The following is a 15298-nucleotide window of genomic DNA, read 5'->3' as shown; positions in this document are numbered from 1 at the left end:
CCACTGTCCGCCAGCATGAACGCGACCCGCTCCGCCGGATACTCCGGATCCACCGGCACATACGCAGCACCCGCCTTCCACACCCCCAACACCGCCGCCACCATCTCCACCCCACGCGGCAGACACAACCCCACCCGCGCTTCCGGCCCAATGCCGATACCCCTCAGATAGCGGGCAAGCCGATCCACCCGCGCGTTCAACTCGCCATACGAGACCTCGGTTTCTCCACACACCACCGCCACCGCATCCGGCGACCGCCGCACCCACCCCTCGAACAGCTCCAGCACCGACTCGTCCGTGAACTCGACCTCGTTGTCGTTCCACTCCCCGACAACCTGTCGCCGTTCCGATTCCGCCAGCACCTCCACCGCGTGCAGCCGCACCTCCGGTACAGCCACCACCTGCTCCAACACCCGTACCCAACGCTCGGCGAGTGCCGCGGCCGACCCCGCGTCGAACACGTCGGTCGCCGCCCGCACCACGAACCGCAACCCGGCGGGAGCACCCTCTTCGTCGTGCAACTCACCCGCGGTGACGTCGAGATCGAACTTCGACACAGCCGTTGTGGGCCCTGCCGGCGCCGACCGTGCGGATTCGGGTCGAGGCAGGTCGAGCGTCGCGCCGTCGACGTTCTGGAGAGTCAACATCACCTGGAACAGCGGATGCCGCGCCAGCGACCGGACCGGCGCCAACTCCTCCACCAACCGCTCGAACGGCACGTCCTGATGCGCCAACGCCCCGAGACTCCGCTCACGCACCCGCGCCAGCACATCACGGAACGTCGGGTCACCGGAGAGATCGGTACGGATGACCAGCGTGTTCACGAAGAACCCGACGAGATCGTCAAGCCCCTCGTCCGTACGCCCCGCAACCGCCGACCCGATCGGAATGTCCTCCCCCGCACCCAACCGCGACAACAGCACCGCCAACGCGGCCTGCAACACCATGAACACCGTCACGCCCTCAGCCCGCGCCACCTCCACCAGCCGCGCGTGCACATCGGCGCTCACCCTGCGCTCGCTCACATGCCCCAGGTGCCCGGCAACCGCCGGGCGGGGGCGATCGAAGGGCAGCTCCAATTCCTCCGGTATGCCCGCCAACGCCGAGCGCCAGTAGTCCACCTGGTGCGACACGAGGCTCTCGGGGTCTGTCCCCTCGCCGAGCAACTCCCGCTGCCACAGCGTGTAGTCCGCGTACTGCACCGGCAACGGCCTCCATTCCGGCGCCCGCCCGGCACACCGAGCCGCATACGCCGTCGAAAGGTCACGGGCCAACGGCCCCATCGACCAGCCGTCACCCGCAATGTGATGCACCACCAGAACGAGAACGCACGACTGCTCGTCGACCTCCAACAGCCAGCCCCGGATAGGCAACTCGGCCGTCAGATCGAAGGCATATCGCGCCCGTTCCCCGATCGCCGCTGCCACCTCGTCGGCCGATGCACCGGCCAGATCCACTACCTCCAGACCCCAGTCCAGTTCACCGTTCGGGACAACGCGCTGATAGGGCTCTCCGGCCGCCTCGGGGAACGTCGTCCGCAGCACCTCGTGCCGACCGAGCACATCCCGCAACGCCGCCGTCAGAGCCGCCCGGTCCACGTCGGCCGCGAGTGACAGTACGGTCGGGATGTTGTAGGTCGGGCTCGGACCCTCCAACTGGGAGAGAAACCACAGTCGTTGCTGGCCGTATGACAACGGAGTACGTTCCGGGCGTTCGACGGCCGCCGCCAGCGCCGGACGTACGGGACCACTCCGCTCGGCAGCGAGGTGCGCTGCGAGCCCCTCGGGCGTCGGCGCCTGGAACAGGGCACGGACCCCCACCTCCTGGCCGAGCAGCACCCGAACACGGGAGACCAGCCGGACCGCGAGAAGAGAATGCCCGCCGAGAGCGAAGAAGTCGTCGTCCACACCGACGGACTCCACACCGAGGACCTGCGCGAAGGCCGCACACAGCAACTCCTCACGGACATCCGCCGGAGCACGCCCCGCACCACCCGCCGCGAACTCGGGAGCCGGCAGCGCCGCACGGTCCACCTTGCCGTTCGCATTCAACGGCAGCTCATCCAGCACCACGACAGCCGACGGAACCATGTACCCGGGCAACCGCGTCGCGGTGAACTCCTCGACGTCCGCCGCCAGGTCCGTCATGTGCAGTGTCTCGTCGTGGGGTACGACGTAGGCGACCAAACGGAGCTCTCCCTGGGTGTCCGGGCGGGCTACAACGGCCGCACGAGCAACTGCGGGGTGTGCGGCGACGACGGCCTGCACCTCACCCGGCTCGATCCGGAACCCACGAACCTTCACCTGGTCATCCACCCGCCCGGCAAACACCAACTGCCCATCAGCAGTCCAGCGGGCCCGGTCCCCCGTCCGATACATCCGCTCACCCGACCCGAACGGACACGCCACGAAACGCTCCCCGGTCAACGGCGCGTTACCGACATAACCACGAGCCAGTTGCGCGCCTGCGACGTACAACTCCCCCACCACACCAGGCGCGACCGGCCGCAACCAGCGGTCCAGGACATACAAGCGGGTGTTCGCGATCGGCGAGCCCATCGGCACCGGACCCGGGTGGGCCGGATCCACCACACCCGCCGTCACCATCACCGTCGACTCCGTCGGCCCATACGTATTCACCAGACACAAGTTCTCCGCCCAGGCCCGCGCCGTGGACACGCTGATCGCCGACGCCCCCACCAACAGCGTCCGCACCTCACCCAGATCCGACGGCTCCAACACCTCCAGAAGCGACGGCACCACACTCGCCACATCCAACCCGGCCCGCTCACGCAACCGGACCGGCTCCGCCCGCTCCTCCCCACTCGCCACCACCAACGTGCCACCCGACGACAACGCCACCACCACATCCAACACCGACGCATCAAAACTGAACGACGCAAACTGCAACACACCCACACCAGGACCCACACCCATCAACGGCCCAAAAACCCCCGCCAGATTACGCACCGCACCATGCCCAACCCCCACACCCTTCGCACGCCCCGTCGAACCAGACGTATAGATCACATACGCAAGCCCATCCACATGCCGGACACCCACCAACGAAGAGCAGCCCGGTCCCTCACCATCCGCAGCCGCCTCCACGTCCTCCAGCCACACCACCCGGACATCCGGCATCTCCGCGAGGAGCGAACCAGCCGTGTCACGCTCCGCCAGTACACAGGCCGCCCCACTGTCCGCCAGCAGATAGGCCACCCGCTCCGCCGGATACTCCGGATCCACCGGCACATACGCCGCCCCCGCCTTCCACACCCCCAACAGCGCAGCGACCATGTCCACCCCACGCGGCAGACACAACCCCACCACAGACTCCGGCCCAACCCCCAACCCCCTCAGATGCCAGGCCAGCCGATCCGCCCGCGCGTTCAACTCGCCATACGAGGCCTCGGTGTCCCCGCACACCACCGCCACCGCACCCGGCGACCGCCGCACCCACCCCTCGAACAACTCCAGCACCGACTCGTCGGCCACCGCAGCCGAGGTGTCGTTCCAGCCCGCGACAACCTGCCGCCGTTCCGATTCCGCCAGCACCTCCACCGCATGCAGCCGCACCTCCGGCGCAGCCACCACCTGCTCCAGCACCCGCACCCAACGCTCGACCAGCACCGCAGCCGACCGCGCGTCGAACAGATCCGTCGCCGCCCGCAGGGCCGCGCGCAGGCCGGCCGGGTCACCGTGCTCGTCGTGCAACTCGACGGCCGCCAGGTCGAGGTCGAACTTCGAAACGGCCGTCGCGGACTCGGAGAGGCCGGCCACCGGCGCCTGTGCGCGCGGCAGCGCCACGTCCGCGTTCTCCAGGGTCTGAAGGGTGAGCATGACCTGGAACAGCGGATGCCGCGCCAGCGACCGCAGCGGCGCCAACTCCTCCACCAGCCGCTCGAACGGCACGTCCTGATGCGCCAACGCCCCGAGACTCCGCTCACGCACCCGCGCCAGCACATCACGGAACGTCGGATCGCCGCTCAGGTCCGTCCGCACCACCAGCGTGTTGACCAGGCATCCGACGAGGTCGTCCAGGCCGTCGTCCGTGCGGCCCGCCACCGCCGTCCCGATCGGAACGTCTTCCCCGGCTCCCATCCGCGACAGCAGTACCGCGAGGGCGGCCTGCAACACCATGAACACCGTCACGCCCTCGGCCCGCGCCACCTCCACCAACCGCGCATGCACGTCGGCCGGGACCTCAAAGGACACGGTGTGCGCACGATGACCGGCAGTGGCGGGTCGCGGCCGATCGGCGGGCAACTCCAGCTCCTCCGGAATGCCAGCCAAGGCCTCACGCCAGTAGGCGACCTGACGGGAGATCATGCTGTCGGGATCGTCTTCGTCACCGAGCAACTCCCGTTGCCACAGCGCGTAGTCCGCGTACTGCACCGGCAACGGCGCCCACTCCGGCACTCGCCCCTCACACCGTGCCGCGTAGGCCAGCGCCAGGTCGCGGCCGAGTGGCCCCTTGGACCAGCCGTCGGTGGCTATGTGGTGGATCACGAGCACCAGGACGCAGGCCTCGGTACCGATATCCAGCCGCCAGCCGCGAATCGGCAGCTCACGCGCCAGGTCGAAGGCGTACTGCCCCCGTTCCGCCACGGCCGCCGCCACTTCGTCCGCCGAAGCCGTCGCGAGATCAACGGCTTCGACGTCCCACGCCATCTCCGCTACGGGGACTATGCGTTGGTACGGCTCGCCGTCCACCGCCGGGAACGTCGTACGCAGCACCTCGTGCCGCCCGATGACATCACGTAGCGCTGCGCTGAGCGCCTCCCGGTCCACATCCCGCGCCAGTGGCAGAACCATCGGGATGTTGTACGTCGGGCTCGGACCCTCCAGCTGGGCCAGGAACCACAGCCGTCGTTGCGCGTACGACAACGGCACCCGCTCGGGCCGCTCACCCACCGTCAGCCGAGGCCTGGCGGGACCACCGTCCTGTTCCGCCAGGTACGCGGCGAGTCCGGCGGGGGTTGGGGTCTGGAACAGCACCCGGATCTCCACCTCGACACCCAGGAGAGCGCGGATGCGGGAGATCAGCCGAACGGCGAGCAGGGAGTGCCCGCCCAGCGCGAAGAAGTCGTCCTCGACCCCGACCGACTCCAGCCCCAGCACCTGCGCGAACGCAGCACACAACGCCTCTTCCCGGGCATCCGCGGGTGGACGACTGACCCCACCCGAAGCGGCGTACTCGGGAGCGGGCAGCGCCTTGCGGTCCAGCTTGCCGTTCGACGTCAGAGGCAGCGCGTCCAGGAATACGACCGCACTCGGCACCATGTACTCGGGTAGCCGGCCGGCGGCAAACTCCTTCAGCCGCCCGCCGTCGACTTCGTCCTCCGCATCGGCCGGCACCACGTAGGCCACCAGGCGCGTGTCACCCGGAACGTCCTCACGAGCCACGACCACGGCCCGCCCGACCTCAGGGTGCGAAGCAAGGACGGTCTCTATCTCACCCGGTTCGACCCGGAACCCACGGACTTTCACCTGCTGGTCTGCCCGCCCGGTGAACACCAGCTTCCCGTCCGTGTTCCACCGGACCCGGTCCCCGGTGCGGTACATCCGCTCGCCCGAGCCGTTCAGTGGATACGGGCAGGCCACGAACCGCTCCGAGGTCAGGGGACCGTTCCCCGTGTAGCCACGCGCCAGTTGAGCACCCGCGACATACAACTCACCTGTCACGCCTGTGGGAACCGGCCTCATCCACTCGTCCAGCACGAACACCCGAGTGTTGGCGACGGGGGTACCGACCGGCACTCCGTGCCCGGACACGGAACGCCGATCCAGGGCGGTGGTCAGGACGCCGATGGTGGTCTCGGTCGGCCCGTAGTGGTTGAACACCGCACACCCACCGGTACCGGCGTCCAGGACCTCCCCCACCCACTCCGGCGAAGCCGCCTCACCACCCAGCACCAACGACTTCCGCGGCAACACCGACCCCACACCCGCCACCGACGACAACGCAGCCAGATGCGACGGCACCGCCTTGACGTGATCGATCCGGTGGTCACGCAGATAGCGGGCAACGGCATCCGCGTCCACCACCGACTCCGCATCGAGAATGTGCAACTCACCACCGGTCGACAGACTGGTGAACACCACCGTGTTGCCCAGATCCGTCACCTGCGCCTGCAACAACCCATACCGCTCCCCCGGCGCCCCCCAGCCCAGCCGACCCGGCACCGACCCCACGTAATTCGCCAGCCCACCGTGGGTAACCACGACACCCTTCGGCCGACCCGTCGAACCCGACGTGTACATCACATACGCAGCCTGCTCCGCCAGGACTGGCGCCTGCGGTGCAGTGGGCTCCAGGGCATCGAGCTGCTTGACCGTCGACGGGTCGTCGAGCGCCACCACCCGCACCCGACCAGCAGGCAGATCCCCAACCACATCCTCCGAACCCAACAACAACACCGCACGACTGTCCGCCAGCATGAACGCAATACGCTCCACCGGCAGACCCACATCCACCGGCACATACGCCGCCCCCGCCTTCCACACCCCCAACACCGCCGCAACCATCTCCACACCACGATCCAGAGCCAACGCCACCACCGACTCCGCACCCACACCCTGCGCCACAAGAAAACGAGCCAGCCGATTCGCCCGCGCATCCAACTCACCAAACGACACCCCCACACCACCAGCAACCACCGCCACCCCACCCGGCGACCGCCCCACCCACCCCTCAAACCACCCCAACACCGAACCACCCGACACCACACCACCCGTGTCGTTCCACTCCCCCACCACCCGCCGCAACTCCACATCGGACAACAACCCCACCGCATGCACGGCCCCGTCCGGAGCCGCCGCGAGCTGTTCGACCGTGCGGGTCCAGCGTGCCGCCAGGGAGTCCACCGTTGGCTGGTCGAAGAGGTCGGAGGCGGCGTTGACCGCGCCACGGATGCCGGCCGGGCGGCCAAGCTCGTCGCGAAGTTCACGGACGAGCAGTTCCACGTCGAACTTCGCCGCGGCCGTGGGCGACCCGACCGCGTCGGATGGTGTGGGGTGGCCGGGTCGCGCGTCGGTTCGCTGTGTCCGGGCCGCCCGGGGCAGGTTGATGGTGGCCTGCTCGACGTTCTGGACGCTGAGCATGACCTGGAACAGCGGATACCGGGCAAGGGACCGGGTCGGGGCCAGTTCCTCGACCAGCCGCTCGAAAGGCACGTCCTGATGTTCCAGGGCTTCGAGGCTGCGCTCCCGCACCCGTGCCAGCACTTCGCGGAACGTGGGATCGCCGCTCAGGTCCGTCCGCAGCACGAGCGTGTTGACGAAGAAGCCGACGAGGTCGTCCAGGCCCTCGTCCGTGCGGCCCGCGACCGACGACCCGATCGGGATGTCGGTACCCGCGCCCAGACGGGACAGCAGCACCGCGAGCGCGGCCTGCAACACCATGAACACCGTCACACCCTCAGCCCTCGCCACCTCCACCAGCCGCGCGTGCACATCGGCCGACAGGTTGAAGGCACTCGACCGGCCGCGGTGCGAGGCGACAGCGGGGCGCGGGTGGTCGAACGGCAGCTCCAGCTCCTCCGGAATGCCGGCCAGCGCCTCACGCCAGTACTCGACCTGACGGTTCATCAGGCTGTCGGGGTCGGCCTCGTCGCCGAGCAACTCCCGCTGCCACAGGGCGTAGTCCGCGTACTGCACAGGCAACGGCACCCACTCCGGCGCCCGCCCCTCGCACCGCGCCGCATAGGCGAGCGACAGGTCACGGGCCAACGGGCGCTTCGACCAGCCGTCACTGGCGATGTGGTGCACCACCAGCACCAGGACGCAGTCCCCGGCCCGGTCGGTCTGCGCGTTCTGACCGGTGAGCAGCAGCGAGGCCCGGATCGGTACCTCGTGCGCCAAGTCGAAGGCATGGCACGTGCGTTCCGTCACCGCGTCGGCCACCTCGGCCTGCGAGGCCGCCGCGAGGTCCACGACCTCCAGCTCCCAGTCCAGCTCGACGAGCGACCGGATGTGCTGGTAGGGCTCGCCGTCCGTGGCGGGGAACGTCGTGCGCAGCACCTCGTGCCGGTCCATGACGTCCCGCAACGCCGCGGCAAGTGCCGCCCGGTCGGCGTCGCCGGCCAGCCGTAGCACCATCGGGACGTTGTACGTCGGGCTCGGGCCCTCCAGCTGGGCCAGGAACCAGAGCCGCCGCTGCGCGAAGGACAGGGGGATCATGAACGTGCCTCCCTACGCATCGGCCGCAGTGCCGGACGTTCCGGCTTGGGCCGCCTCGGGTTTCGGAGGCCGACCGCCAGGGCGGCCGGCGTGGGGTGCTGGAAGAGCATGCGGATGTCGACCTCGGCGCCGAGGGCCGTCCTGATCCGCGAGATGAGCCGGATGGCCAGGAGCGAGTGGCCACCCAGGGCGAAGAAGTCGTCCTCGGCGCCGACCGACTCCACTCCGAGCACCTGGGCGAAGGCGGCGCACAGCGCCTCTTCGCGGGCGTCGGCCGGAGCGCGGCTGACCGCGTCGCCCGTCACGCGTTCCGGCGCCGGCAGTGCTCGGCGGTCCAACTTGCCGGCGCCGGTCAGCGGCAGCGCGTCCAGGACGACGACGGCCGACGGGACCATGTGCTCCGGTAGCCGGGATCGGGCGAACCGCCTTATGGATGCCGCGAGTTCCTCGGCAGAACCGCTGGCTTCCGCGCCGTCGGCCGATGGCGCGGCCGGCACGACGTACGCGACGAGCCGGGTCTCCCCCGGGCCGTCATCCCGCGCCATCACCACGGCCTGGCGAACTTCCGGGTGAGCGGCGACCGAGGCCTGGATCTCACCGGGTTCGATCCGGAAACCGCGGATCTTGACCTGGTCGTCCGCCCGTCCGGCGAAGACCAGCCGGCCCTCGGTGGTCCAACGGACACGGTCGCCGGTGCGGTACATCCGTTCTCCGGCCCCGAACGGGCACGCGACGAAACGCTCGGCGGACAGCGGCGCATTGCCGACGTATCCGCGCGCCACCTGGGCGCCGGCGACATACAGCTCACCCGTCACGCCAGGAGCCACCGGCCGCAACCACTGATCCAGCACGAACACACGCGTGTTCGCGACGGGCGTGCCGACCGGCACGACACCGCCGGCGACGGTCTCCTCGTCCAGAGCCATGGTCAGGACGCCGATGGTGGTCTCGGTCGGCCCGTAGTGGTTGAACACCGCACACCCACCGGTACCGCCACCGCCACCGGCACCGGCACCGGCACCGGCGTCCACGACCTCCCGCACCCACTCCGGCGAAGCCGCCTCACCACCCAGTACCAGGGACTTCCGCGGCAACACCGACGCGACACCGGTCTCAGCCGACAGCGCAGCCAGATGCGACGGCACCGCCTTGACATGATCGATCCGGTGGTCACGCAGATAGCGGGCGACGGCATCCGCGTCCACCACGGTCCCTGCATCGAGAATGTGCAGTTCGCCGCCGGTCGTCAGGCTGGTGAACACCACCGTGTTGCCCAGGTCCGTCACCTGCGCCTGCAACAACCCGTACCGCTCCCCCGGCCCGCCCCAACCCAGCCGACCCGGCACCGACGCCACATAGTTCGCCAGGCCCCCGTGCGTGACCACGACGCCCTTCGGCCGACCCGTCGAACCCGACGTGTACATCACATACGCGGGATGGCCGGGCAGCGCCCTGATGCCGCCGTCCTCCGGCCTCGGCGGGGTGCCTGGCAGGTCGGCCAGGTGGGCGGCGGTCGCCGGGTCGTCCATCACGATTACCGGCACCGCGCTTCCGGGGCCGGATCCGGGGAGGGCGTGGGACACGGAGCGGGTGGCCAGGACGGAGTGCGCCCCGCTGTCGGCGAGCAGGTGTCCGATTCGCTCGGCCGGCTGCTTCGGGTCGAGTGGCAGATACGCGGCCCCGGCCTTCCACGCCGCGAGCAGCGCGGCCGTCACGTCCAGGCCGCGGTCGGTGAGGATGGCGACCACGGACTCGGGCCCCACGCCCTGGCCGGCGAGGTGGCGGGCCAGGCGGTTGGCGCGGGCGTCCAGTTCGGCGTACGAGATCTCGGCGCCGTCGGCGACCACGGCCACCGCGTCCGGGGTCCGCCGCGCCTGCGCCTCGAACAGGTCCAGCACCGATGCGTCGATGAGCTCGGCCGCGGTGTCGTTCCATCGGTCGATCACCTGCTCGCGCTGAGCGGTGTCCATGACCTCCACGGAGGCGAGTTCGGGGTCCGGGCCTCCCGCCAGGGTGATCGTCAGGGCGGCGGAGACGTTGTCGATCGCGGTGTGCACCAGGGCCGCGACCAGTTCGGCGTCCGCCGGTGCCGTCGCGCCGACGCTCAGGGCGAAGCCTCGGTCGCCCAGGTCGCTGACGGAGACGCTGAGCGGGAAGTTGTCGTGCTGCTCGGTGGAGACCGCCCGGATCCCGAGGCTGTCGTCCGCGTAGTCGTCGATGTCCTGGGCGCGGTCGTTGTGGCGGTAGTTGAAGAGGGACGTGAACAACGGAGCATCACCCGTGACGCCACTGGCCCGCTGCGCCACCGCCAACGGCGCATGCTCATGCGCCACCAACCCCGCCAACTGCACCCGCATCCCGACAACCGCCGCCCGCACCCCCACACCCCGCGTCCGCACCCGTGCAGGCAACGTATTCATGAACAACCCCAACGCCCGATCAACCCCCGCGCCACCCCCCATCCGCCCCAACAACACCGTCCCGAACACCACATCATCGCGACCCGACACCGCCGCCAACACCCGCGCCCACGCCACATGCCACACCGTCGCCGCACTCACCCCCAACCCCCGGGCCACCCGCCGCACCCGCTGACCCACCACATCAGCAACGCGACAATGCGCCCGAACGGCCTCCACTCCGTCCCCCCGCACATCCAACAACCCGAACGGCGCCGTCGACTCCGACACATCACCCAACAACTCCGCGAAGAACTCCTCGTGTTCAGCGCCGGAAACCCCGGCACGGGCCTGGGCGACGTACTCCCGGAAGGGCACCGGCACCGGCAACCGCGCCTCCTCGCCCCGCATGAAGGCACGCACCTCCTGCAACAGCAACGCCATCCCCGTGTGGTCCTGAACCAGGTGATGCATCCGCAACAACGCCAACTGCCGGCCGTCAGCCGTACGCGTCGTGTGGACGTCCATCAACGGCGCCCGGGACAGATCCATCGACCTGCCCACCACACCCACCAGCGCCGCCACCGGATCCGCCGAATCCTCCGCGTCCAGGTCTATGGAGTGGACCCGCAACTCCGCACGACGCCACACCACCTGCACCGGCTCCGCAACGCCCTCCCACACCACACCCGTGCGATACACATCATGCCGATCCACCACCCGCTGCAACGCCCCCGCAAACGACTCCCACCGCGCCACACTGTCGAACTCCAGCACCACCACCGTCACATACGCATCCACACCGCCCTCCGCCAACAGGTGATGGAACAACAGACCCTCCTGCAAAGGCGCCAGCGGATAGATGTCCGCGACATTCCCCACACCACCCGCAACAGACGACACCACCCGGTCGATCTCCACCCCCGACAACCCCGCCAACGGCACCATCTCCGGCGTCACCACCGACACCCCCACCGGAACACCACCAGTCGATACCTCGGTGCTGACCGGATCGGCGTCGCCGACAACCTCGGCGAGACCGGCCGGAGTCGGTGTCTCGAACAGCGCGCCCACCGATACGACGAGCCCGCGTACCCGAAGCCGTTCCACGAGACGCACCGCGAGCAGCGAATGCCCGCCCAGGGCGAAGAAGCCGTCGTCCACACCGACCGAGTCCACGCCCAGGACCTCGGCGAAGACCTGGCACAGCAGTTCCTCGCGGGCGTTCGCGGGTGCCCGGGAGGGGGTGTCGGTGGTGAACTGCGGTGCCGGCAGCGCCCTGCGGTCCAGCTTGCCGTTGGACGTCAGCGGCAGCGCGTCCAGCACGATCACCGCGGACGGGACCATGTACTCCGGCAGCCGTGCGGCAAGAAACTCCACCAGCCTCGCGCCATCGGCAGCGCCATCGCCATCGCCATCGCCATCGCCATCGCCATCGCCATCGCCATCGGGGACGGGGACGGGGACGACGTAGGCGACCAGGTGTGTGTCCCCCGGCGCCTCCTCCCGTGCCACCACTGCCGTCTGCTCCACCTCCGGGTGGGTCAGCAGGGTCGCTTCCACCTCGCCGGGCTCGACGCGGAACCCGCGGATCTTCACCTGGTCGTCGGCGCGGCCCGCGAAGACCAACTGCCCGTCCGTGTTCCACCGGGCCCGGTCGCCGGTGCGGTACATCCGCTTGCCGCCTTCCCACGGGCAGGCCACAAACCGGTCGGCGGTCAGACCCGGCCGGTCCACGTATCCGCGTGCCACACCGGCTCCGGCGACATACAGGTCACCGATCACACCCTCGGGTACCGGGTTGAGCCACCCGTCGAGCACCAGGGTGCGTACTCCGTCCAGCGGTCGGCCGATCGGCAGCACCGGGCCCACCGGTGCCGACACCGGTGTCTGGGTGGCACACAGCGTCACCTCCGTCGGCCCGTAGAGATGCCTCACCCGTGTCCCCGGGCAGGCCCGCAGCACCTGGTCCACCGCCGTCGCCGGCACCACGTCACCGCCGGTGAGCACCTCCGTCGTCCCGGTGAAGCACTCCGGGTCCTCGCCCGCCAGCACCCGGAACAGGCCGGCCGTCACATGCACATGGGACGCCTCACCGGCACGGATCAGTGCCCCGTCGACCCGGCTCGCCGGAGCGACGATCACGCGAGCGCCGGCCACCAGTGGCGCCCACACCTCGTACACCGAGACGTCGAAGACATGCGGTGCGTGGAACAGCACCGACGACTCCGGCGACAGCCCCCAGCACCGGTCCGACACCAGCGCCGCCACATCGCCGTGGGTGACGGCCACACCCTTCGGACGCCCGGTCGAGCCGGAGGTGTACATGATGTACGCCAGTCCGTCCGGCCTCTGGTCGGTGGGCGGGGCGGACTCCGCCGACGGCGCGACGTCCGCCACCTGGACGACGGGCAGTCCACCGGTCCGGGAGGCGTAGGCGGGCGAGGTGAGCACGGAACCGGCGGCGCTGTCGGCGAGCATGAACGCGATCCGCTCCGCCGGATAGTCGGGGTCGATCGGTACGAACGCCGCCCCCGCCTTCCACACCGCGAGCAGGGCCACGATCAGGTCGACGCCGCGGTCGAGCAGTACGGCCACCGTCGATTCGGCGCCCGCGCCCAGTGCCCTCAGCCGCCGCGCCACACCGTTCGCACGGGCGTCCAGGTCGGCATAGGTCAACTCGGAGCCGTCGCCGCCGACCACCGCGACCCGCTGCGGTGCACGCGTCGCCCAGCGTTCGAACCGGTCCGCCACCAGGTCGGCCGAGGGCTCCACGGCAGGCTTCACGGCAGGCTTCACGGCGATGGGGTTCCGCTCTCCCGTCGCCCGCCGGAGCTCCGCGTCCGACAACACCTCGAGCCGCCGTACCGGCTCCCCCGGGGTGGCCACCACCTGTTCCAGCACTCGCGCCAACCGCTGTGCGACGCCCTCCACCGAGGGCGCGTCGAAGAGGTCGGCCGCGCCGCTCACCGACAGCCGCAGTCCGTCCGGCCGCCGCCGGTCGTCGCGGGTCTCCCTGGCCACCACCTCCAGGTCGAACTTGGACACGGCGGCCAACTCGCCCGCTGCGCCGACGGGTTCGTCCTTCACCGGCAGGCGCGACGAAGGTGCGGAGTCCGAGGCCGTGTGGCCGAGGTTCTGGAGGGTGAGCATCGCCTGGAAGAGCGGATGGCGGGCCAGTGACCGGGCCGGCGCCAGTTCCTCCACCAGTCGCTCGAACGGCACGTCCTGGTGGGCCAGCGCCTCCAGGCTGCGCTCGCGCACCCGCGCCAGCACATCCCGGAACGTCGGGTCACCGCTCACACCCGCCCGCAGCACGAGCGTGTTCACGAAGAACCCGACGAGGTCGTCAAGCGCCTCGTCCGTGCGCCCCGCCACCGCCGAGCCGATCGGAATGTCCTCACCCGCGCCGAGCCGGGACAGCAGCACGGCGAACGCGGCCTGCAGCACCATGAACACCGTCACGCCCTCGGCCCTGGCCAACTCCACCAGTCCGGCGTGCGTTTCGGCGTCCAGGTCGACCCGGACGTTGTGGGCGCGGTGGCCGGCCACGGCCGGTCGCGGCCGGTCGAACGGCAGCTCCAGTTCCTCGGGTGCACCGGCCAACGTCTCGCGCCAGTACGTCACCTGACGGGACAGCGTGCTCTCTGGGTCGTCGGTGTCGCCGAGCAACTCCCGCTGCCACAGCGCGTAGTCCGCGTACTGCACCGGCAACGGCAGCCACTCCGGCTCCCGCCCCTCGCACCGCGCCGCGTAGGCCAGCGACAGGTCGCGCGCCAGCGGTCCCATGGACCAGCCGTCGCTCGCGATGTGGTGCACCACCAGTACGAGCAGGCACTCGTCCGCGTCGGTCAGCAGCAGCGATGCCCGGATCGGCACCTCGGTCGCGAGGTCGAACGCGTACCGGGCCCGCGCCGCGACCACCGTCGACACCTCGTCCTCGTGCGCCCCGACGAGGTCCACGACTTCCAGGCTCCAGTCGCCTGCCTCTCCTGCCTCTCCTGCCTCACTCGCCTCGGTCGGCGGGAGGACGCGTTGGTACGGCTCGCCGTCCACGGCCGGGAACACCGTCCGCAGCACCTCGTGCCGGCCGATCACGTCTCGCAGCGCCGCATCCAGTGCCGCCCGGTCCACCGCGCCCGAAAGCCGCAGCACGCTCGGGGTGTTGTAGGCCCCCGCGCTCCCTTCGAGTTGGGCGAGGAACCACAGGCGCTGCTGTGCGAAGGACAGCGGCACCCGCTCGGGCCGCCGGCGGGGCGCGGCCGGCAGCGGCCGGGCGTCGCCCGCCGCCGCCCGCTCCGCCAGACGCGTCGCGAGCCCGGCCGGTGTCGGCGCCTCGAACAGGGCGCGGATCCCGACCTCGGCACCCAGCAGCACCCGAATACGGGAGGCGAGCCGGACGGCGAGCAGCGAGTGCCCGCCGAGGGCGAAGAAGTCGTCGTCGACACCGACCGACTCCACCCCGAGCACCTGCGCGAACGCCGCGCACAGCAGTTCCTCGCGGACGTCGGCCGGAGCGCGGCCGAGGCCGTCGGCGACGTGTTCGGGGGCCGGCAGCGCGGCCCGGTCCACCTTGCCGTTGACGGTCAGCGGCAGCGCGTCCAGCACCACGACCGCCGAGGGCACCATGTACTCGGGCAGCCGTTCCCGCACCAGCGTCCGCACGCCCGCGGGCAGGTTCCGCCGTACCGTGTCGGAGCCGTCGACCGGTACGACGTA

2 protein-coding genes (1 of these 2 only partly in view) are annotated in these 15298 nt (G+C 70.3%); both read right to left on the bottom strand.

Annotation, left to right across the window (positions count from 1 at the left end; all coding sequences use genetic code 11):
* Nucleotides 1-8180, bottom strand: an 8180-nt coding sequence (locus ACGF5O_RS24060; protein WP_393811924.1) for an amino acid adenylation domain-containing protein, incomplete at its 3' end; no start/stop codon positions are given.
* Nucleotides 8177-15298 carry the final stretch of an amino acid adenylation domain-containing protein gene (locus tag ACGF5O_RS24055; RefSeq protein ID WP_393811923.1) on the bottom strand. Its footprint extends 9228 nt past the window's final position, so the window shows 7122 of its 16350 coding nt (coding positions 9229-16350); its start codon lies beyond the right edge, outside the window — the gene reads right to left on this strand; it ends in the stop codon at nucleotides 8177-8179. The genes ACGF5O_RS24055 and ACGF5O_RS24060, both read right to left, overlap by 4 nt.

This window comes from Streptomyces sp. NPDC048291 (assembly GCF_043201715.1).
Taxonomy (GTDB): Bacteria; Actinomycetota; Actinomycetes; order Streptomycetales; family Streptomycetaceae; genus Streptomyces.
Note: the sequence above shows the minus strand (reverse complement) of the source record. Positions and strands in the feature narration are given on the sequence as shown.